This is a genomic window from Pseudomonas sp. Xaverov 259 (assembly GCF_019352915.1).
Lineage (GTDB): Bacteria > Pseudomonadota > Gammaproteobacteria > Pseudomonadales > Pseudomonadaceae > Aquipseudomonas.
The window spans coordinates 302822-323970 of the sequence record NZ_JAAAFV010000042.1; the positions used below are offsets into that span (position 1 = coordinate 302822).

At 53.1% G+C, this 21149-nt stretch carries 23 protein-coding genes and 1 pseudogene; 10 read left to right on the forward strand and 14 right to left on the reverse strand.

What is annotated here, in order from left to right:
• Window positions 1-514: 514 nt before the first annotated feature.
• Complete coding sequence (locus tag K0H48_RS19835) at window positions 515-1432, forward strand: hypothetical protein (protein WP_257627041.1); 918 nt, start codon at window positions 515-517, stop codon at window positions 1430-1432.
• A 323-nt stretch (window positions 1433-1755) separates the two neighbouring features.
• Here K0H48_RS19835 and K0H48_RS19840 read toward each other — a convergent pair whose 3' ends face one another.
• The 6 genes and pseudogenes from K0H48_RS19840 to K0H48_RS19865 all read right to left on the reverse strand — a co-directional run.
• Complete coding sequence (locus K0H48_RS19840) at window positions 1756-2469, reverse strand: hypothetical protein (protein ID WP_219268802.1); 714 nt, start codon at window positions 2467-2469, stop codon at window positions 1756-1758.
• Window positions 2459-3241, reverse strand: coding sequence for a hypothetical protein (locus tag K0H48_RS19845; protein WP_219268803.1), 783 nt, complete (start codon window positions 3239-3241; stop codon window positions 2459-2461). The genes K0H48_RS19840 and K0H48_RS19845 overlap by 11 nt, the downstream gene beginning before the upstream one ends.
• Window positions 3242-3265: 24 nt before the next feature.
• Window positions 3266-4222, reverse strand: a complete 957-nt coding sequence (locus K0H48_RS19850) for a DUF2971 domain-containing protein (protein WP_219268804.1) — start codon at window positions 4220-4222, stop codon at window positions 3266-3268.
• 429 nt (window positions 4223-4651) lie between these two features.
• Window positions 4652-5611, reverse strand: coding sequence for a hypothetical protein (locus K0H48_RS19855; protein ID WP_219268805.1), 960 nt, complete (start codon window positions 5609-5611; stop codon window positions 4652-4654).
• A 102-nt stretch (window positions 5612-5713) separates the two neighbouring features.
• Window positions 5714-6340 carry a recombinase family protein gene (locus tag K0H48_RS19860; RefSeq protein WP_219268806.1) on the reverse strand — a complete coding sequence of 209 codons (627 nt, stop codon included), beginning with the start codon at window positions 6338-6340 and terminating at the stop codon, window positions 5714-5716.
• Between the two features lie 161 nt (window positions 6341-6501).
• A pseudogene (locus K0H48_RS19865) lies at window positions 6502-6690 on the reverse strand (hypothetical protein); the annotation flags it as partial.
• A 95-nt stretch (window positions 6691-6785) separates the two neighbouring features.
• Here K0H48_RS19865 and K0H48_RS19870 point away from each other — a divergent pair.
• A complete protein-coding gene (locus K0H48_RS19870; RefSeq protein WP_080627531.1) occupies window positions 6786-7019 on the forward strand; it encodes a hypothetical protein in 234 nt (77 codons plus the stop codon).
• Window positions 7020-7164: 145 nt separating this feature from the next.
• On the opposite strand, the gene K0H48_RS19875 is transcribed toward K0H48_RS19870, so the two are convergent.
• Entirely contained in the window at window positions 7165-7389 is a 225-nt protein-coding gene (locus K0H48_RS19875; RefSeq protein WP_307877382.1) for a helix-turn-helix transcriptional regulator, read from the reverse strand.
• A gap of 152 nt (window positions 7390-7541) precedes the next feature.
• Between K0H48_RS19875 and K0H48_RS19880 the strand changes: the two genes are divergently transcribed.
• Window positions 7542-7850, forward strand: a complete 309-nt coding sequence (locus K0H48_RS19880; protein WP_219268807.1) for a hypothetical protein — start codon at window positions 7542-7544, stop codon at window positions 7848-7850.
• A 49-nt stretch (window positions 7851-7899) separates the two neighbouring features.
• Window positions 7900-8214 carry a hypothetical protein gene (locus K0H48_RS19885; protein ID WP_219268808.1) on the forward strand — a complete coding sequence of 105 codons (315 nt, stop codon included), beginning with the start codon at window positions 7900-7902 and terminating at the stop codon, window positions 8212-8214.
• A gap of 454 nt (window positions 8215-8668) precedes the next feature.
• Here the strand turns inward: K0H48_RS19885 and K0H48_RS19890 are convergent, their stop codons facing one another.
• The 3 genes from K0H48_RS19890 to K0H48_RS19900 all read right to left on the reverse strand — a co-directional run bounded on the left by K0H48_RS19890 (window position 8669) and on the right by K0H48_RS19900 (window position 12315).
• The gene (locus K0H48_RS19890; RefSeq protein ID WP_219268809.1) at window positions 8669-9547 is read right to left on the reverse strand and encodes a helix-turn-helix domain-containing protein; all 879 of its coding nucleotides are present in this window, start codon (window positions 9545-9547) and stop codon (window positions 8669-8671) included.
• 1155 nt (window positions 9548-10702) lie between these two features.
• On the reverse strand, window positions 10703-11659 hold the full coding sequence (locus K0H48_RS19895) for a site-specific integrase (protein ID WP_219268810.1): 957 nt from the start codon (window positions 11657-11659) through the stop codon (window positions 10703-10705).
• A 239-nt stretch (window positions 11660-11898) separates the two neighbouring features.
• A complete protein-coding gene (locus tag K0H48_RS19900) occupies window positions 11899-12315 on the reverse strand; it encodes a helix-turn-helix domain-containing protein (protein ID WP_219268811.1) in 417 nt (138 codons plus the stop codon).
• A 99-nt stretch (window positions 12316-12414) separates the two neighbouring features.
• On the opposite strand from K0H48_RS19900, the gene K0H48_RS19905 reads away from it, so the two are divergent.
• The 6 genes from K0H48_RS19905 (at window position 12415) to pcp (ending at window position 17801) form a co-directional block, all read left to right on the forward strand.
• Window positions 12415-13536, forward strand: a complete 1122-nt coding sequence (locus K0H48_RS19905) for an NADH:flavin oxidoreductase (RefSeq protein WP_219268812.1) — start codon at window positions 12415-12417, stop codon at window positions 13534-13536.
• A 596-nt stretch (window positions 13537-14132) separates the two neighbouring features.
• Window positions 14133-14762: a flagellar biosynthesis protein gene (locus tag K0H48_RS19910; protein ID WP_219268813.1), complete on the forward strand. Its 630-nt coding sequence runs from the start codon at window positions 14133-14135 to the stop codon at window positions 14760-14762.
• Between the two features lie 59 nt (window positions 14763-14821).
• The gene (locus tag K0H48_RS19915; protein WP_219268814.1) at window positions 14822-15247 is read left to right on the forward strand and encodes an N-acetyltransferase; all 426 of its coding nucleotides are present in this window, start codon (window positions 14822-14824) and stop codon (window positions 15245-15247) included.
• Between the two features lie 241 nt (window positions 15248-15488).
• A complete protein-coding gene (locus tag K0H48_RS19920; RefSeq protein ID WP_017138754.1) occupies window positions 15489-16205 on the forward strand; it encodes a DUF969 domain-containing protein in 717 nt (238 codons plus the stop codon).
• Window positions 16202-17152 carry a DUF979 domain-containing protein gene (locus K0H48_RS19925; protein WP_219268815.1) on the forward strand — a complete coding sequence of 317 codons (951 nt, stop codon included), beginning with the start codon at window positions 16202-16204 and terminating at the stop codon, window positions 17150-17152. The genes K0H48_RS19920 and K0H48_RS19925 overlap by 4 nt, the downstream gene beginning before the upstream one ends.
• Window positions 17153-17159: 7 nt before the next feature.
• Window positions 17160-17801, forward strand: a complete 642-nt coding sequence (gene pcp, locus K0H48_RS19930; RefSeq protein ID WP_219268816.1) for a pyroglutamyl-peptidase I — start codon at window positions 17160-17162, stop codon at window positions 17799-17801.
• A gap of 15 nt (window positions 17802-17816) precedes the next feature.
• On the opposite strand, the gene K0H48_RS19935 is transcribed toward pcp, so the two are convergent.
• From K0H48_RS19935 to K0H48_RS19950, 4 genes are all read right to left on the reverse strand, one after another.
• Complete coding sequence (locus K0H48_RS19935; RefSeq protein ID WP_219268817.1) at window positions 17817-19217, reverse strand: heavy metal sensor histidine kinase; 1401 nt, start codon at window positions 19215-19217, stop codon at window positions 17817-17819.
• On the reverse strand, window positions 19214-19885 hold the full coding sequence (locus K0H48_RS19940) for a heavy metal response regulator transcription factor (RefSeq protein ID WP_016970977.1): 672 nt from the start codon (window positions 19883-19885) through the stop codon (window positions 19214-19216). The genes K0H48_RS19935 and K0H48_RS19940 overlap by 4 nt, the downstream gene beginning before the upstream one ends.
• A gap of 42 nt (window positions 19886-19927) precedes the next feature.
• Window positions 19928-20188, reverse strand: coding sequence for a DUF2790 domain-containing protein (locus K0H48_RS19945; protein WP_138814691.1), 261 nt, complete (start codon window positions 20186-20188; stop codon window positions 19928-19930).
• Between the two features lie 110 nt (window positions 20189-20298).
• A complete protein-coding gene (locus K0H48_RS19950) occupies window positions 20299-21069 on the reverse strand; it encodes an alpha/beta fold hydrolase (RefSeq protein ID WP_219268818.1) in 771 nt (256 codons plus the stop codon).
• Window positions 21070-21149: the final 80 nt, after the last annotated feature.

Consider the following 21149-nt stretch of genomic DNA (forward strand, 5'->3'; position numbering starts at 1 on the left):
AGGCTTCGTTCACACCGAGCAATGTGAACGCCTACAAGACCTGTTCTGAGCTGTGATCCTTCTATATTTCGCAGGAGGGGAAGGGGGGGCGAGAGGTCTTGGTGAGAATGTCATGTGATGGTGGCTAGCCGCAGCAGTATTGGTGAGTAGTGCCGTGTGGTTGGTGGTGTGTCTACTAACTATATCTACTTGATTCATAAAGTGTTTATCAGAAAATTCTCGAAGTGTGACAGCATTTAGGTACACCTGAATGGTGCACTGTTTGCTGGACCCTGCCTTCTGATCGTTTCCCGCCTAAGCTCCAGCGTCTTTCGTTTACGCAACGAATTTGACTTGCCAAATTTAATATGGCAATAAGCTATTATATGGCTCGTGGCGTCGTTGGAGAGTCCCGCTGCCAAGATGGCTGCAATTGCATTGTTGCTGTTTATCTCTGTGTTGCTTGAAATTAAGCACGTAGTGATGAGCTGGTGATCAGCTTTGCTTGCCTAATCCCCGTTATGCAAAGGAATGTATGTCTAAGATATCTATCCCTCACGTTGCTTATCATCCGCTCGAGCCGCAACCTGAATCTGTAGCTCCGACGGATCTCACTGATTCGCTAAGGCTTCCTCCTGAGCTTTACGTAGATGATGAGCATCATGGCCGAGTCTACTGCCCGGACTGTGGCGTCATGTGCAGCAGGCGACCTCGTAAGACCCCCAAGAGAAAAGATGGGGTCGCTGCCTTCTACTTCCACCTGCCAGGCTTCGATATGGTCGAATGCCCGCATCGGAAGAAAGGAGGAGCTGGAGGGGGCGAGGACGGAGATGCTAAGCAGAGAAGGGCCATCAACCTTGTTACATTCGCTGGTTGGAAGAGCTTGGCGGACAGTGACGAGCCGGAAGAGGACGATGATGATTATCCCAAACCAACAAGGAAAGAGGCTCAGAACGGCTCCTCAGTAAATGGTAAAGGAGGGTTCGAGAACTTCTTCGATGCAGACGGAAATCTTCTAAATCCGGGGCGCTTCAAGACCGTTAAACGATTGGTGCAACTGGCTCAAGTAAATCTAAATATTTCTGTTCAATTTGGTCAAGAGGATGCGGTTCGTTTACATGATCTCATTGTTTCTATTGAAAAGGCTCAGCGGAATATAAAGCCTTACTTGGGGAAGAGCTTCCTGTTTTTCGGTAAGCCTACATCTATTGTGAAGGGGTCATACGGGAGAGTTTTTTTCAACTTCAAATCCCCGGAACATGAGCTTAGTGGTCACTGCGAATTGGATATTTTTGAGTCCCGTGGATGGCAGACCTTCGAAAGAGATCGTTATTACCTATTCTACGGTCTGGTTGAGGGTAATGAGGAGCATTCTATAGTGAGGGTGCTTGAGGCTGGTCAAATAGACCGAGTTCCTTTGACGGCCCGGCATCTGTTCGATGGACTTCGGTAAGACTTTCAAGAAAATCTACTAGATTGAAGTTTACTGGCTACGAAGTCTAGGGTGGCCAAAGTGTCGCTGAAGGGATGTGCTTAGGACTCGTTAAGTGAGTGCTGAAAACATTGTAGAGTTTGAATAGCCACCTCCGAGCGAGTTTAAAGCCTGCTTTCCTGAAAGGCCTGTAACGGTAGGCAAGTCTATAAAGACAGTAGTCGATTGTTTGCAGGCTACCGAACTCAAAGACGCAGATGGCACTATCTTAGCGATGTTTGCCATCAAAGGTGTGACCAATCGAATAAGCTGTCAAGCTTCAACCATGAGTCAGGGTGATTGCGTTATCGACGCTCAACAAGTTTCCATACAATCATCATCTGTAGACCACAGAAATCCATCGCCGTTTTTGATAGAAGTTTGATGAGTGCATTCGCTTTCTCAGCATCATGATTGAATGACTCAATGACGTTGTACTCTTCATCTACAAGAAGAAAAGCTTTCACCGGCTTTGACCCGCTGTGCATATCCTCAACCATTGTGCTCCAATTCTTTGGCTGTACAGTGGATTTACTTTGATCCTTTGGCTTGTCTTTCGTGACCGGATATCTGAAGAAAGTGCTTGAAGAATCTGTGCCGTCAATTTTTCGTACGCGTTTGTCAAGATCAGCAGATAATGCCCAATCGGTGTCCTTGAGCTTAGAGAGAAAATCCAAATTTGTTTTTATGAGAAACTTTAGGTGAAGGTAAAGCGGCATCAAGGCATGAATGTTTGTGAGCAGCTCGCATTTGTGCTTAACAACAATCGCAGCTTCACCACTGGGAGTGTCGGCGTAAGGGATGTCAAGACTTTTATGAAGTATGATAATGCACGACTTTAGGTAAAGCTCAATTGAGTGACGGTAAAGGTAGCTTGTTGGAAGATGCGGATGTAAACCACCGGCTTCTGGCGTTTTTTCTAGGGCGTCAGCCGAGGCTTTGAAAGAGTTGGCGACGGCACCAAACCCTGAATCGAATTGACGATACAGCGGAAGTAACATATCCATATCAATGGTCACTCTTAGTCGTTATTGAAGTGGTGAACCCGCCATGGCGAATATTTTTTAAACGTTCCGCACGCCTGACAACCAACCTTGCTTCTAGGGATGGATGTTTTTGTTCGATGCTTTCTTCATAGATGTAATTGGTGTCTTCCCAAAAAAGGCAAATGTTATCCACGAAGTCTTCTAGCATCCCTCTTGGGATTTGCATTGATTGCACTGGTGGGGCTTGGTCTGCCAATGTCGAGTGTAAGAACGTGTTATCAGAATTGTGGTGTATAGGCCAAAGATCAGGGCAAACACCCCAGAGCCTTGCACTAGAGATGCCATCACCGTGACGACACACATTGCCTACCAACATAAGAAGATCAAGTGACTCGAATGATGCAAATGAAGGTAAGGCGATACCCCGCAACTTCGCAAACACCGTGTTCAATTCATCACCCCAATACACAGTCTGAACAGAGTTAGCACCCCGGCGATTGGATACAGGGAATGGATTTATGCCCAACTCCTGTTGGCAACCTGCTAAGTAGGTTCGTATCTGTTGTTCCCAGAGAGACTGGATAGAAAGACAGAATGCCATGCGTGTTTTGAAAATCAGCTCACTGAGGTCAGAAATCGAGAATCCGGCAACAGGATCATCTGATTTCTTCCATTCTGTTACCTGAGCATCAAGAGCATCAAGCGAAGGGTTTACAACGAGAGTTAAGAACTCTTTGGCGATTGCACCATAGCGATAGTTGTAAACATCAGCCATGCAGTTTTTCCATGTGAAAATCTCAGGCATCATCACATCCTCCGAAACTGGCTGTTACAGCCTAAATGGTATTGTGGAAGGCACGATCTTATCAGCCAGAGCCGGTTTCCCCTTTTGTTGTAGGAGTCGCTTAACAGAGTTTGCGGCTATGACTGTAGAGGTGGTTGGGCCAAGAATGATCCTGTCAATGATGCCTTCTAGGGAGAGGTGTTCTCCAAACAAACCCTCAAGAGGCTTCACCTTGAATTTTAACTTTGGCTCAACTCCCCTCGGAGTGATTGCATACCCCAGCATGTCTTTGAGCTTGCCTTCATTGTCTCGCTCATTCATGTAAACAATCCGCCACTCTTGCTCTTCATGAAAACCTTGGTGCTTGGTAAAGAGTGAAAAGACTTTGAGTCGTTCGATCCAATGATATGCGATACAATACAAGTCTCGGTCAGTGGGCGTTGCACCAGTCACCACCTCTGCTATTCCCTTGATTTTCGCAGCTATCCATTCCAACCGTTTTGCAGTTGTCTCGTACCGAACTGCACCTATGATAAAGGGTGATTCGTTGGTGGCACTAATTTTAGATGTATCGAAAACGATAGCTACACCACTTCCACCTGCACCATACCCACGCCACATTGAAAGTAGCCCATCTCGATCTTCAGGATCATGCTTCGCCAAACACATAATATAAGTGTCAAATACGTGATTTAGATCGAACTCTACGAACAGATTATTGAAATGAGCTATCAAGTTGTCGTATAGCTGATCATCTGTAAACGCGGCTTTCAGCTCAGCACTGTTTCTGAAAGCGTTAGCACCTTCAATCATGCCGAAGCGAAGCTCTTCTAGATCATTCATGTAGAGTGGATGAGAGAACCAAATCTCATCATTAGCCATCATCCCTTCCAACACTGCGACAGAAGTGTAGTGAGACAGGAGAGGACGTTGGACAGGGAAATCACCCTCCGCTTCAAGATCACCCCACACTATTGAGTAGATATTATCTTCGATACTCATTTCAAAATCGTCCTTGTTCAAAAGATCACAGATACACGAATCAGCGAGCAAACACTAGGGGTCGGCGGCTATCGGCTTGCCACTTGAGTGTAGGCAAAACCCCGCCCGCCGTCAGACAGGAATCACCTTCGAGATCACGACCTGACACTTAGGACAGAAACAAGTAGAGGCGTTTTCTACGCGAAAACTCAATTCCCCGCCAAAATTGCGGGGGGCACTTCAATAGTGATTTGGTTCTCCGGTACGAAAATAAGTCTGTTGGTTTTACCCGAGGTGCTAAGCCAAGTGCGAGAGGGCCAAATGGAAACTCGACAAATCTCAAAATAAGTCAGTTGGCTTTGAGGCTCCTACAGTGTCAGATCGAGACGTTGAGGGCGAGCATTAGGCGACGTACAGCCTAGGTGTGAACTCGCTGCCATGAGCGGTGACTCAAGCATTTAACTCAAGGCTATGTATCATTCGGGTATTGACTGCGGATTTGACATAGCTGACATCTGCCCTTCCAAGAATGGCAACCAGAAGCCGACAAACTAATGCCTGCATTTGCAGCGGAACGTTGCAGGGATTCACATCAGGCTTGTTACCGCCGTAAATCGAAAATCCAAGTGGCTCATCAAAAAATATAGCTTCGTGGATGGTATTGTTACGAACGATTGATAGGGATGAGGGATCAGCTATGGTGCTCTCTGCCCATTTGGGTACGGGGATGTCGAATTTTTCACACATCCACTGGATTCGCCCGGCATGAGGCTGATTGAATTTCGGTCCTTCCTTGACTGCCACCAGTCTGAAACAGGCATCTAATGCCATGTAGAGATACTGAAACTGCTCAACGGGAAGATTCTGGGGATATTGTGCCAAGAACAATGCGTGGATGACCGCAGTAACCCTCTTGAGTGCCGACGGATCGCCACGCTCCAATTCTAGGAAATTGAGTGCCAATTGGATAGCGTCGGTTACGGTGCAGCGGCGAAGGGAGAAGTCAACGAGCTTCCCTGGTTTGATAGGGGTTGCGTCAAGAAAGCCTGCCTCTGTTGTCGTTAGGCGCATGCCAGTGAAGAAGGACAGGCACCAGACGACGAAATCGATATCGTCTTTACTCTCGCTCCTGTGCAGTGTCAGGACATGGGTCTTGGGTAGTCCGAAGATGCGAGCACTATAGGGCAGTGACCGGATATGTCCGCTCATTATGTCCCGTTGCTGTTGTGCTCCCGGATAGAGCCAGTCCTTGATGACGTTTACGTCTCCGATGATTGCGGCTACTTTCGCTTCATGCCCTGAAAGAGTCAGAATGGAAAACTGATTCGTTTCCATGTCGCAATGTATCGGGTAATAGCCGAACTCTGCGGAAATCCCGCCTGTTGACGCTTGGTGTGGTTGTCCGGTCATAGCACTAACGGTCTCATGCAATTCTGGATTCACTCAAAAGTTAAATCGAAGTGCTTCTATCATACATGCGGCTGAATTAGTCCGCCCTTCAAGCTGGTCCATTCATGCGACTTCCGTTTCTCGCTTGATCCGGTAAACGGTGGCAACGCCACAGTCAGCCAGCTTGGCAATTTGATCAGCAGACATTGTTGGATGCTTCCGCATCAGCGCCTGTACCTCAGCCCACTTGGCAGCGTTCCTGCCTTTACCTGTTGGCTTCCACTCAGGATTAGCGGCACGCTTGTTCTCCAGTCCTTGCTTGATGCGTTCCACACGTTTCTCTTGATCCAGTCGTGCCATGGTTGCCATCAGATCGATCAGCATGTTGTTGATCACGTCCATGATTTGCCCGGTGATTCCTTTGGCTTCAACCAGCATGTGACTGGTAGGCAGATCAGCTACAACCAGACGCAATCCCTTGGCCCTGATAGTAGCCTTGAGCGTGTCCCAGTCAGTCTGTGAGAGGCGACTCAGGCGGTCTACAGACTCAACCAATAGCACGTCTCCACTCTCGGCCGTATCGAGCAAGGAAAGCAACTCAGGACGGTTGAGCTTGGTCCCACTGATGTTCTCCGCATACACGCCAACGGTACTCAAACCCTTTTCGACAGCGAACAACTCCAGGGCGACTTTTGCACGGTTGGCGTCTTGGTCTTTCGTTGATGCACGAAGGTAGAGGTGGGCATTCAAGGTGGACTATCCTTTGATCTTAGATTGGATAGATAAATGATAATTGAATCTTATGTCTATCTGCAATAGATATTTGATAGTGATAGGCGAGTGGCTATCGAACTACCAGTTACGTCTACTTCTCTGATAGCGATTACTGCCGGAGCTTGAGAATCACCAGCGGTGATGGCTGATGCGTTCGCATCGAGAGTCTCCATTGCAGCGATGGCGTGCTCATGGGTTTCACTTGAGCCGCTGGCTTTAGCCCACAGCGCCACTTCTTCAATCGCTGCTGCAAGCGCGTGCTGGTTGTGAAGGAGGGACGTAAAAACGTCCGCTGTGGCTACGTTGGATTCTGAGTTATCTGGCATGGTTGTCGTCCTTGAGGTGGGAGGGTTGCATGATGATGCCAAAGGGCTACATTTATTGAACCACTCCGCAGTAGCTCACTTAGATAGGAAGTCTTATGGCGATTTACAAGAATGGTTCCTCGCTGATCCGTACCGAAGACCAGGCATTTGATCTTGTTCACACTCCCGGAACAGCAGCACCTCATCCAGGGATCTACAAATGCACTGGATGCGGAGATGAGATTGCGATTGCAGGTGGGCACACGTTGCCACCTCAAAATCACCGCCAGCACCACACCACGGCAAAAATTGCTTGGCAGCTCTTGGTGTACCCGGTGCAGCAAAAGTGATTTGAAAGACGTTCGATCAAGATCTTTGACGGCCCATTAAGGCTGGCGCCTACCCAGCCTCAGCCTGCTCTTTTCCGCTGGGGATGTTGAAAGGGGCCGCTAGGTCGCTGAATGACTGAGATTCGACATCACTGGTCGCCCTTCATTAACCCAATTCTTCCTCTACCCGGAGGATCAGCGTAGACGGGCTGCACTTCAATGCGCTGGCGAGCTTGAATAGGACCGCAATCGTAGGCTGATTGACGCCTCTTTCAATCAGGCTTACGTAATTTCGTTGCACATCTGCTTCCAGTGCTAACTGTTCTTGGGTCAAACCCGCTTCCTGCCTTTTCTGTCTTAGTACACGCCCAAAGGCCAACCCGATCTCCAATGCAATTACTCCACGCTAGTGAAGGGGCACTCTCGTGGTTGAGCCTTGGCGGGTCTTCACAATATACTGTGAATATCGGTGTCGCTGCCTGTGATCGCGGCATGAAACAGGCGGTCGTCTCGCACCATTTTCCAATTGACCTAGGATGACCCATGAACGAAAAACTTTTTGTACTCACGACCCAGAAGAAAAACACGAACCACATCTTGCACGTGATCATGACCGTCCTGACTGGAGGTCTATGGTTGATCGTGTGGGGGATCACCATGCGGAGCAATGACAGCCACAACAAAAAACTGGACATGCAAATCAATCAGATCATGCACAACAAGACGCGAGGCTTGAGTGATACTGATACTTACAAACAGATCAAGAATGACCAATTGAACTCTGATGTGTTTCAAGGGCGAGTGATTTTCATCGTTCTCGTAGTCGTATTCCTTTACTTCTACCTCCGGTAGTTGTTCGCACGAAAGCGAATCTTGAATAGCACTCCTGCAAGGATGGATCATGAACGAGCAAATTTTCGTACTGACTACCCAGAAGAAGACCACCAATCACATCCTGCACCTGCTGTTGTGTATCCCTACACTTGGGCTGTGGCTCTTGGTCTGGGGTATCACGATGCGGAGCAACGACAGTCATAACCGCAAAATCGATAGGCAGATCAGCCAGATCATGGATTACAAGTTGCAAGGTCTGAGCGATGTAGAGACTTATCAGCGAGTAAAATCAGATGATGCTGCTAGCAAATCGCGTAGCGATCAGATATTCGTGGCTATCGTAATCGCAGTCACCATTGCTGCATTCTTTTTGTTGAAGTAGTAGTGGGTACATCACCTGATATTGAACGCGTAGACGATCAAGTGGTAGCAATGCTGACCTAAGAGTTAGCACAGACAATGCGTCGCATTGAAGTCAAAATCATGCACGGCGTAGCCGGAGAATATCTTGCCAGGAAGTGACTGGCGGATTCGATTCATTCATGAATCCGCCTCTATATAAGATGTGTTGAAGGGGGCGCCTTGATCGTGCAAAGCCTTGAACGTAGTTCAAAAATAGTAAGCTTCTTTCTTGGGGCTTCACTTCGTTCATTAATAGCCCCTGAACTATTTCAACTTTGCTACGTATTTGGCCCCTCCGACTGTGCTATCGTCGAGACGTTCCGTCTGCCAGTGCAAAGCCACCGTTCGCTTCGCTCTCTTATATATCTGTCGTTGGTCAAAGTTACTGACCCCCCCCCTCGACAGTCCTTCAGTCGGGGGTGAGTATGATCGTTTCATGCGACTAGCAACTCCAACTCCAATTTCCATTTCTTGATTGTGGTTTTTGAAACGCCTGTCTGTCGTGCAATCGCTTTTATTTCCTCTCCTTGCATCAGACGATGTAACACCTCTTGTCGTTTAGGGTGCTCCTTTCGACCCCGCCGCTTTTCCTTGAGTGCTTTGCCAACCCAAAACTGATCGAAATCAATCTCAACCTCAAGTTGGTTGAGTATTTCAGGATGGCGCTCCAAATGCAGCGCGATACCCCTTATTGCTACTCTTGCTGCTTCAACGACCCGCTGAATCTGCCTCACGCTCATAGGTTGATGATCATGATTTAGTAGGAATGTCGAAGCACTGATTACAGAAATTTCCGGCAGCTGGAGCAGTTTCAAAACATCAGCAGAACCCACGCTGTATTTGCCATTGATTACACCGGGTCCGGTATTGATTGCTCCATGAATGCAGTCGTCCAGCCATGGCGTGGGAATCTCTTCAATCTTGGCGGCCCAGATTGCTGCATACAACGGATTTTGAAGAACCGGTGCTTTCTCACCTGAGCCAGACCCTACCTGGGGGCGGGGGTGATCACTTGGGCGGAGCAGGCTAGGGGGGGTTGCGGTGTGTCCGCTACTCGCGACAGGGATAAAGATTGGGATAGGACTACCATCTTCATCCTTTACGTACACGACTTCTTGTTGGCCGAGCCTCGCGGTGTAATCAAATGGTTCTGAGTCGTAATCGGAGTAGGTGTAGCTGGCCAGCAGTTCGCCCGTAACCTTGTCGAAAACAAAGCTGTCACTGGTGGCTGTGCGGTATTTGGAAAGTGTGGAGCGAATGTCTGGGGTGGTTACATCGGTGTGAATCACGTTATTCTGGGCGATATTGGTCATGCTTAATCCTCCTGTAGTGCATTTCGATAGGCGTTCCTCTCGGTTGCCGGTTTGTTAACTCAATATTTTGTTAAGGGTGTGCTTTACCTGATTTCGGCAATTACACCCCTGTGTTTACTGACTGAAATCCATGTAAAAACATCCAGTCCATAGGGTAGATAGGGGTAGACTTTTTTACATGGATTTGCATCAGTAAACAGTGGCGTTAGCTGCGAACCTGTAATAGTTCAAAGAACGCAGGGCTCACGCTCGCTAACTCCCCGGCATCTACCAGTGTGCCGTTTCGGGATCGCAGCCTGGCCCGCTTTTCGTACTTAGCCAGAATGGCTTCAGAAACTCGTATGGCTCGATACTTGGAAGTATCACTCAGTTTGACACTTGAGCTAATAATCCTTACGATCAGGTTTGACGCTTTGTCTATGATGATGTAGTTCGACATTTTTTATTTCTCCTTGCAGTGTTTTGGGTTGGCGTTTACCTCTATCAGGTTGTGCCTGTATTTTTTTGACGTAACAACTGGCAAGTAATTGCCAATAAAGTGCAGTCGAGTTAGGTCGAATCGATGTTCATTTATACCCCCGTATATTGAATTTTTGGCAAAAAAAATACCGACACATTGGTCGGCATCATCGGCAGTATTCTTTCTACAAAGTAGTATTGAATTCAGCTATTTGATATCGGAACCTCGTGGTTTTTTTGCATATATTTCATGGCATTTCTCATGGTTTGCATTGATCGTCGGTGGTGATCAGCCAATTTTCAGACGCAAAAATACCGATCATCTGGCACTGCATGAGTGCGTGATGTATTCGGCATGTTTGGGTTAATTTGCGCATTATACACGAAGCACGACTTCGTGTCAATGCCTTAGTTGGCGCTGTGTGAAAATTCTGAAACAAGCAGCTGTCCTTAAGAGTTCCCATCCCTATACATTCTCAATGGTTTCAATCAAACAAAACCGGTATTCAGTGAAAGAGAACGCCTACTGCTTAGTCCAGACAGCCATGTCGGCCAGCAAATACTGGTAAGAACGGAGGTGCTCCTTCGGGAGCAGGCGAATCTAGTGCAGGTTTTGACGTGGTTTTCGGAGGTATTGGATAAGTTTCTAGAGCCGCCAACCCTAAGTTTGTGAAGGTTGGCAGTCCATTCGGTTCATCAGTCGATGAGGTGCAGTACGTCCCTGACGTTCAAGTGCGAGTATCGTGCGACGGATCGAGTATCCCTGTGGCCCGAGACGATCATGATCTGTGCGTTGTTGAATCCTTTCTTCGCCACATTGGTGATTCTGGTGTGCCTGAGCTGGTGAAGCCTGACGCTGCTATCAAGTCCAGCCTTTACGCGTGCCAGACGCACAGCCTGAGATACGGCGTGGGGAGTGACAGTGAAGATCATGCCATGTGGGTGGCGCTCCACGGTGGCCCACAGTTGGGCGAGTTCAAGAATCTCAACCGCTCGGTGGGTGAGGGGAACTGATCGTGTGCCGTTCTTCCCATCGATCACATCGGCAATGCGCTCTTTGAGGTGCAGGCAGTCTTTGGTTAGCTTCAGGATTTCGGATCGCCGCATGGCAGTCTCATATGCCAGTTCGACAATCGGTTTCATGATGGGTGACAGCTTCGCTAGCAACCGCTCAAGCTCGCTTGCACTAATTACCTTGTCTGAGGACCGATCAGGCTTAGGGAGTGCGATATCACTCACAGGGTTGTGAATGTCGATCAGTAGGCCGCGTTTGGCGAATCGATAGAAGCGTGACATGAATGCAAGCTGCGTTCTGCACGTGGACGGCTTGACCTTCTTCAATCGCATGATCTTGAAGTCATTGATCATCTGCGGCGTGATTTCATGAATAGGCTGGGTGAAATGCCTGCCTAGGTGCTCAACGATCTTTAGGGCGTGGTTGTAGCTGCCTTTACCCTTGAGCATCGTTTCGCAGTAAATCATCCCGAGTGTATAGATGGTGTGGTGCTTGCGATCCAATGTCACGGCTTCGATTTGTTTCGCCCATGACTCTGCTTCGGCCTTGGTGCTGAAGGTTTTCGACTGGGGAGATTTGCCTTTAACCCGTACCTGAGCATTCCAGTTGCCGGACGGAAGTAAGCGAATATTGGCCATTGTTGACGCCTCATAATGTGAATGGGCGTTCTGTGAAATCCAAGAGCAGCAGGGCTGGGAGCTTGCTCCTAGCAGACCTTGACATGGTGGGGGTCGTTGGTTCGAGTCCAATCGCGCCTACCAAACAAAATCCGCTCTGCTGGGCGGTCTGGAAGGGCTCACCGAAAGGTGGGCCCTTTTTTGTTGTCTGCGATTTGTAAAACGCCCTTTCCAACACTCCCGCCGCCGTCGTTGTGCTTTTATCCCTCCTGCTGCTGCTCTTGTGCAAGCTTATCGAATGCCGCCTGGGCGTTTATGACAGCGTCAGAATGTTGGACCGTCCACCTGTATAGCGCGCGAAATGGCTCTTCCAACGTATGCCCCAGGTCGGTAACGCTGTACTCGACGGCGACTTGAGAAGAGGGGATGACGCGGCGCGACAAAATGCCATTGCGCTCCAGGCGACGCAGGCTTTGCGTGAGCGCTTTTTGCGTAATGCCATCGAGTCGACGCCGGATTTCATTGAACCGCAGCGGGCTTTTACACAGCGTTGCCAGTATCAATACGGACCACTTGTCCGCGATCTGGTCGAGCAATATCCGGCTTGAGCAATCAGCGGCGTAGACGTCGGGAGGGCTCTTGTTTTGCTCCAACGCCTGAAGACCTTGTTCCTGCATGTAGTTTCCTCGCGTAAACCTGAGCACTTTTAAGTGCCTTATTGATATTAGGTATACAACTTATACCATGTGATCTCCTTTTGCTCGGAGCATCTTTTCATGAGTTCTACGAATCTCGACTCGCTGTTTCAGCCGTTCACGATCAAGTCTTTGACCCTGAAGAATCGAATTGTAATGGCCCCTATGACGCGCGCTTTCGCCAAAGGCGGTGTACCTGACGAACAAATCGCCGCCTATTACCGCAAGCGTGCAGAAAACCAGGTCGGGTTGATTCTGTCTGAGGGCACCGTCGTGGATCGTCCTGGCGCGCGCAATATGTCGGGGATCCCGTTTTTCCATGGCGATGAATCACTTGCAGGCTGGAAGGCAGTAATCGATGGCGTTCACAGTGCCGGTGGCAAAATGGGGCCACAGATTTGGCACGTAGGAGCTGCGCCCAGTTTCCAGGAAGACTGGGCACCCGCCGGTGGGTTTGAGAGCCCGTCCGGGCTTGCCGGCCCGCAGAAACCCCTGGGGCAAGCCATGAATGATGAGGCGATTGCCGACACCATCGCGGCATTCGCCAAGGCCGCCGCTGATTCCAAGCGACTGGGTTTTGATACGGTGGAAATACATGGGGCCCACGGATACCTGCTGGACCAGTTTTTCTGGCCGGGTACTAATGAGCGCGCCGACCGTTTTAATGGTGCAACCATCAAGGAGCGCTCACGGTTTGCAGCGGAAGTGGTCAAGGCCATACGCCTGGCCGTAGGCCCGGATTTCCCGGTGATTCTGCGCCTGAGTCAGTGGAAGCAACAGGATTACAGCGCCCGTTTGGCGACAACGCCTGAAAGTATGTCCGATTGGCTGGTGCCACTGGTGGAAGCCGGCGTGGACGTTTTGCATTGCTCTCAACGGCGCTTCTGGGAAGCCGAGTTCCCGGAACTGGACGGCGAGCAGGGGCTGAATTTTGCTGGCTGGGCCAAAAAGCTGACGGGCGCTGCGACGATCAGTGTCGGCTCTGTGGGCTTGTCCGGCGACTTCCTCGGCGCCTTCAGCGGCGAAAGCTCCCAACCGGCAGCGATCGACAATTTGGTGCAGCGATTGGAGAAAGAGGAGTTCGACTTGATCGCTGTTGGCCGGGCACTGCTGAGTGACGCGCAATGGGTCAAGAAAATCCAATCGGGCAACTCGGCCGACTTGAAGCCTTTTGATGTGAAAGACCTGGCCCAACTGGCCTGATTTTTACACCTCTGGCACGTGCAAAACCTTGAGTGTTGAAGGGCTCACCGGAAGGTGGGCTCTTTTTTTGGCTGGAATTTTGGCAATACCTGCCCATACCGCTTTGCGGTTTACTGCGCTCAGAAGTGGTTTAGCAGAAAAGCGTAGCCACCGATAACAGGCAGATAATCTGTGCAAACATCTGGCACCGTATCTCACCATTTGTTGTCGCCATACTCGTTTGTCCGGCGTACATAGCGGCTGTCTCCATCGGCAATACTGCGCTGAGCGCTGCGCAGGACCGCGCAGCACTTCAATGAGTATAGGCCCGGAATCGGATTCCCCACGGTCAAGCCGCTCCTATGCGGCTGAGTGCAGTTATCCCTACCATTGCGGGCTGTAACTGTGGCGAGCAGGCTTGCCCTGCGTTGGGCTGCGAAGCAGCCCTGGCAACCTTGAAACGTATGACATTGAACGCCCCAACTAAATGCTGCGGGCACACGCGCAAATCGTCTGCTTTGAGCATTTTGCGAGTAATGCTGAAGTGCCATCTTCTAGGTACACTCGCCATCGACCGGTCCCGGTCGTGCCAATGACGGCGATATGGAGTAGTAGCTATGAGCGTTCGCACAGTGTTGGGGATTGCAGCATTAATGGTTTTGGCAGGATGCGCCACAAGCCGCTCGGAATTAGATATCAATGTTGCTTCATTGGCTGCTACCCAGCCCGTCGCAACCAGTAATGGCAAGAAGGTGCTGATCAGTACTGTTGATGAACGCGTCTTTGAAATTTCCCCCCGTAGCGCCGATATCCCTTCGTTGAAAAACGACGAAGTGGCCGATAAGTCGATCACTGAACGTGCCATTGCGCGCAAGAGAAATGGCTTTGGCAAAGGGCTGGGTGATGTATTGCTACCGTCCGGTCGTACCGTTTCCCAGTTGGTGAATGAGTCGGTCGCCGCTGCCTACAGGCAGGCGGGTTACCAAGTAGTCACCGAACCGGGCACTGCGGATGCGGCACCTGTAAAGGTGCATATCGTTGAGTTCTGGTCTTGGTTTAGCCCAGGATTCTTCTCCGTAGACGTCACCAACAAATCCCATCTGCGTATTGAAGCTCCCGGCCAAACCACGTTGAACGTGGTGACGCGAAAAAGTGAAAGCATGCAGGCTGTGACTGAAAGCGATTGGAAAAAAATCACTGAGGCTGGCTTGCAGGAAGTGCAGCGGGAAACGCTCAAGCAGCTCTGACTGTCTGCCGCGCTGAAGGCATACTGTACGGCGATTGAATTCAACCCAGGGAGTCTGTGATGGAATTGGCAATGGAAGTATCGTTCGACGTAACGGCGCAGGAGCGTGAGGCCATTCTCAAACCGCTGAGGGCCTACAACCGCAGCCACACCGGCAAAATGGCGTTTGAAACAGTCGGCATTTTGCTGCGTGATCCTACCTCCCAAGAGGTAGTGGGTGGTCTTTACGGGGAGATTTCCTATGGATGGTTGTTCATCGAGCTCTTGAGCATTCCCGAGCAGATGCGCACCCAAGGCACGGGCACGCGATTGATGCGCGCGGCTGAAGACTTGGCCCGTGAGCGCGGATGCGAGGGCATCTGGCTGGACACTTTCAGCTTCCAGGCGCCCGGGTTTTATCGCAAGCAGGGCTTTACTGAATTTGGCCACATTGCCGATTTCCCACCGGGCCATCAGCGGCATTTTTTCCACAAACGCTTGAGTTAAACGCCCGCAGGGCGCCGTGTCATCCGGCGCCCATCACCGACAAAATTTATTGGTCTGCAGCAACAATTTTTCTTGTTGGACACCTCCCGCCCCCAAGCAGCACAGTTGCCGCCACTGACGCTCGACCTTCCAGGTCAACAATAAAAACCACGTCGGGCTGCACGCCACTTTCATGCTGTGAACCCTTTGTTCACATCCTGCCGTCATGGCGCCGCAGCGCGCATTCTAGGACTTCATCGTCATGCAAACTGTTGTGAACCTATGGCCGTTGATCGGCGTACTTGTCATCGTGGTTGGCTTTGTCTTGCGCTTCAATCCGTTGCTGGTGGTGACCGCCGCCGCTATCGCCACCGGGCTTGCCGCCCACTTCCCGCTGGAAAAGATCCTCGCCAGCATGGGCGAAGGTTTCCTTCAGACCCGCGCCCTGCAATTGATCCTGTTGCTGCCCCTGGCCGTTATCGGCCTGCTGGAGCGCCATGGCCTGCGCCTGCATGCACAGAACTGGATCGCCCGCTTTGAGCGCGCCACTGTCGGGCGCTTGTTGATCATCTACCTGTTCGTGCGCGAGTCCACCGCAGCCATGGGCCTCACCAGCCTGGGCGGGCATCCGCAGATGGTGCGCCCGTTGTTGGCGCCGATGGCCGAAGGTGCCGCGGAAAAACGCTACGGTAAGCTGCCGGACAAACTGCGCCACAAGGTGCTGGCCATGTGTGCGGCGACCGATAACGTCGGGCTGTTTTTCGGTGAAGATATTTTTGTCGCCTTTGGTGCGATTGCGCTGATGCACACCTTCCTGCTGGGCTCCGGGATCGATGTGGAGCCCTTGCACATTGCGGTGTGGGGCATCCCCACGGCGATCTGTGCGTTTATTATCCATGCGATTCGCCTGCACCGGTTCGACCGAAGGCTTACCCGCGAGATGACGCCCGTCGCCACGCCGGTGGAGTCTGCGCAATGATTATCTCGATTGAGTACCTGTACTGGCTGGCCGGAATTCTGCTGTTGATTACCGCCGGCATGATTCTGCTGGATCGTACCCATCCCAAGCGCTGGTCCAGCGCCTTATTCTGGTTGCTGTTTGCCATTCCGTTCCTGGTCGGGGAGCGTTTGCCGCCGGTGGTTATCGGCGTTGGTGTAGTGGTGATGGCGTTGATCGCAGGGTTGGGCGGCGTAGGTCGTGGCGTGCATGCCCAGTTGCATGACAAGTCTGCCCGTGCCAGTGCTGGCCGCCTGGGTCACAAACTGTTTATCCCTGCGTTGGCGATTCCCCTGACCACCGTGATTGGCTCGGTACTGCTCAAACACACCGAAATCGCTGGCGTGCCGCTGCTGGACCCAAAAAACACCACCTTCGTCTCTCTCGGCATCGGCTGCCTGATCGCCCTCGGCCTGGCCTGCTGGTTGACCCGCGACACACCGGTGCAAGCCCTGCGCGAGTCCCGACGACTGACCGAAGCCTTGGGATGGGCCATGGTGCTCCCGCAAATGCTCGCCATGCTCGGCTTGCTGTTCAATGAAGCCGGGGTCGGCACTGCGGTTGCCCATGTCACCACTACCTACATCAACCTGGACTACAAGCTGGTCGCGGTGATGGTGTATGTATTGGGCATGGCGCTGTTCACCGTGATCATGGGCAATGGCTTTGCGGCGTTCCCGGTGATGACCGGTGGTGTCGGCGTGCCGGTGCTGGTGGGCATCTACGGCGGCAACCCGGCGGTGATGGCGGCGATCGGCATGTTCTCCGGCTATTGCGGCACGTTGATGACGCCGATGGCGGCCAACTTCAATATCGTCCCGGCGGCCTTGCTGGAGTTGCCGGACAAGAACGCGGTTATCAAGGCGCAACTGCCCACGGCTCTGATGATGCTGGTGGTCAATATTGTGCTGCTTTATCTGTTGATGTGAGGCGAGGATGCAAACGTTATTGTTGACGGGCTTCGAGCCCTTTGATCAAGACCCGGTCAACCCGTCCTGGGAGGCTGTACGCCAGTTGGATGGGGTGCTACTGGGTGAGGATGTGCAGATTGTTGCGCGCCGACTGCCCTGTGCATTTGCCTTGGTGGGGGAGCGCCTGGCTGAGTGGATCACGCAATTGCGCCCGGCGATGGTCATCGCTACGGGGCTCGGGCCGGGGCGCAGCAGCATTTCCATGGAGCGAGTGGCCATCAACGTTAACGACGCGCGCATCCCTGACAACCTGGGCGAGCAACCTATCGATACGCCGGTCGTGGTCGACGGGCCAGTGGCGTACTTCAGCACATTGCCGATCAAGGCCATGGTCAAGGCGCTGCGCGAGGCCGGGGTGCCTGCGGCGGTTTCTCAGACGGCGGGCACCTTTGTGTGTAACCAGGTGTTTTACCTGTTACAGCACGCGCTGGCCGGTACGGACGTTCGCAGTGGGTTCATCCATGTACCGAACCTGCCGGAGCAGGTGGTGGGGACTGGGCTGGCATCGATGCCGTTGGTGACGACCGTTGAAGGCTTGCGCCTGGCGGTGCAGGTGGCATGGAACACCCAGGTGGATGTGGTGCAGGCCGGTGGCCAGGTCAGTTGACCCGGCTCGCGGTGTTCAGGCTTCGCGCCTGGGGAAAAACAACTCAAAGCAGGTCACTCCGGCCTCACTGCTGACACTGTAGCGACCGTTGTGCAGCTGCATGATGGTTGCCACAATCGACAGCCCCAGCCCGTTGGACTGGGCCGAGCGTTCCCGCGATTCATCCACCCGGTAAAAACGCTCGAACAGGCGCGGCAAATGCTCGGCGGGGATGGTCTGCCCGTGGTTGCTGACGCGCAGGTTGATACCCTCGGCCTCTGGAATGGCTTGAATCAGCAACTGCGAGCTCGGTGCGCCGTACTTGATGGCGTTTGCACATAAATTTGCCAAGGCGCGGCGCAACAGCATCGGTTCGGCCCAGATCAGGCCTTCGCCCTCGGCCAGAATGTGAATATCCACATCGCTCGCCAACCCTTCGAAGTAGTCCGCTATGCGTTCCACTTCATCCGCTGCACTCAGTTCCTGGCGTTGGCGCAATGCGCTGGACGGGTCGGTACGGGCGAGGAACAGCATGTTGTCGAGCATTCGCGCCAGGCGTTCGAGTTCTTCCACATTGGAGGCCAGCAATTGCTGGTAGCTCTCCACATTTCGGCTCTGTTGCAGGGCGACCTGGGTTTCTCCCAGCAAGTTGTTGATCGGCGTGCGCAGTTCGTGGGCCATGTCGGTGGATACCTGGCCCAGTTGTACAAAGCCCTTGGCCAACCGTTCAAGCATGGTGTTGAAGGCGTCGATCATCGGCAGCAGCTCTTTGGGCGCGCCGTGGCTGTCGAGGCGTTCGGCCAGGTTGCCCACGCCGATACCTTGGGTATGCACGGCCAGGCGTCGCAGTGGCACCAGCCCACGGTGTACCAGCAGGTAGCTGACGATGGCGAGGATGACTGCGGCGATGCTGGCGAGGATAAACACGCTCAAACGATAGCTGGCGAGCATCGCCGTGCGCTCGGTCATCAGGCGCCCGGTGGTGACTTGCAGGCTGCCCAGGTCGCCCGAGTCGATGGACGCGGCCACGGTGGCGAATGGCACGCCATTGACGCCGGGTAAATGGTGCACGTCGGCAAAGCCCAGTTCGCGGTTGGTGGGCACAGGCGGCACATTCGGCATAGCAATGTTGCCCGGGTTAACCAGCAGCAACGGCGTTTGCCCCGGCGCCGCGATGCTCAGCACCGACTCGCTGTTGCCCAGCATGTTCTGGAACAGCTCCGGCTTGGTCTTGATCAGGTCCAGGGTGTTGCTGTCGTTGAGCAGGTTGCGCAACTGGTCGGCGCGATAGATCAGCGCGGCGTCGTCACGCTTGATCAGTTCACGCTCAAGCTCGCGGTACAACGCAACGCCCAGAGTGGCGAGCAGGGCGAAGGCGAGCAGGGCGAATATCAACGCCAGGCGCAGGGTCAGCGAATAATGGCGGCGACGGTTCATGGCTGGGTGTCGAAGCGGTAGCCGATGCCCCGCACGCTGTGGATCAACTTGAGCTGGAACGGGTCGTCGATTTTCAGGCGCAGGCGCCGCACGGCGACGTCGACCACATTGGTGTCGCTGTCAAAGTTCATGTCCCAGACCCGCGAGGCAATCATCGAGCGTGACAGCACTTGGTCCTGGTGCGTGGCGAACAGGTGCAGCAGGGCGAACTCCTTGTTGGTCAAGGTAATGCGCGTGCCTGCGCGGGTGACGCGACGTTTGAGCACGTCGATCTGCAGGTCGGCAATTTGCAGTTGCTCTTCTTCGCGACTCGGGCCGCGACGCGTCAGGGTGCGCAAGCGTGCGACCAGCTCGGCGAAGGAGAAGGGCTTGATCAGGTAATCGTCGGCGCCCAGTTCCAGGCCCTTGATGCGGTCGGCAATGTCATCGCGGGCGGTGAGAAACAGTACCGGCGTATCCGCCTCTTTGCGCAGGCGGCGCAGCACCTCCCAGCCGTCCATTTTCGGCATCATCACATCCAGCACGATCACGTCGAACGGCGTTTCCAGCGCCTGGTGCAAGCCGTCTACGCCGTCGCGGGCGAGGCTCACCGAATAGCCCAGTTCCTGCAGGCCATTGAGCAGGTAATTGCCGGCCTTGGGTTCGTCTTCGACTACGAGGATGTTCATGGGAAGTGCCCTGGTTCGTTGCGTTGCGCAAGTGTAGCCGGATCAATTGTCACTGGCGCAACCAATGCCTTGCACCTGGTAGTCCAGCACATGTTCGCGGTCCTGAGAGTCGAGGTATTTGAGTTGCGCCGGGACGATCCCACATTGGCCGTAGGTGTCGGTGCTCGACAGTACTTTGGCCACGTCCAGGTGCACGAAGAAGCCGGTTTTGTCGTGGATTACGTTAGTGTCGGGAGCGGTGTCGGCAGCGAACGCAGAACCGGTGGCAAGCAAAGCGGCAAAGCCCAGGATAAACAGTTTCATGGCAGTAGCTCTCTTTAAGGGTTGGCTGCCGGGGTTGGCAGTGAGTTCACAGTAACCAGGCACCCCAAACAGCCAACCAACAGGATGATGACAAGTTTGTAATGCGTGGCTTACGGCTGGCGGCCGGACGCTTCAAGGATCAGGTCGGTGATTTCCTTGGCGTGGGACACTAGCGACAAGTGGCTCGAAGGCAGTTCGATGGTGGTGGCGTTCATGCGCTTGGCCAGAAAACGCTCCAGGTCCGGGTTGATGGTCTGGTCATTGCTCGACACGGCGTACCACGACGGCTTGGTGTGCCAGGCGGCATTCACCGTGCGGCCGCTGAACAGGGTCTTGGCGATCGGCTGTTGTACGGCGAACAGCTCCAGGGCTTTGGCGCGCGGTACGTCAGCGGCGAAGTACTTGAGGAAGGCATCCTGGTTCAGCGTCAGGTAACCGTCGTGCTCGACGACACCGGCGCGCACCGGCGTGCTTGGGTACTTGGCAGACAGGGCGACGAAGTCTTCGTTGGCGTCCGGTGCGCGGGCGGCCACATACACCAGTGAGCTGACCTTGGGGTTCGCCCCGGCGTCGCTGACCACGGTACCGGCGTAGGAGTGGCCGACCAGCACGGTAGGGCCGTCCTGTTGATCCAGCACGCGGTTGGTGGCGGCGACGTCATCGGCCACCGAAGTCAGTGGGTTCTGTACGGCGGTCACATGCAGCCCGGCGGCCTGCAGGCGCGTGATCACCTCGGACCAGCTCGAGCCGTCAGCCCAGGAACCGTGCACCAGCACCACGTTGTTGGCTTTGACCGGCGCGACAGTGGCGGCCATGGCGGTGCCGGTACCCAGCATCAACAGGCTGGCGGCGATCAGGCAGAGTTTGCTAGCAGGTTTCATCGTGCGGCCCTTCATCATCAGTGGGAAGTTGTGCCACCCGGTGTGGGTGACTGACGACGCCACTGTATGAAGCGAGGGTG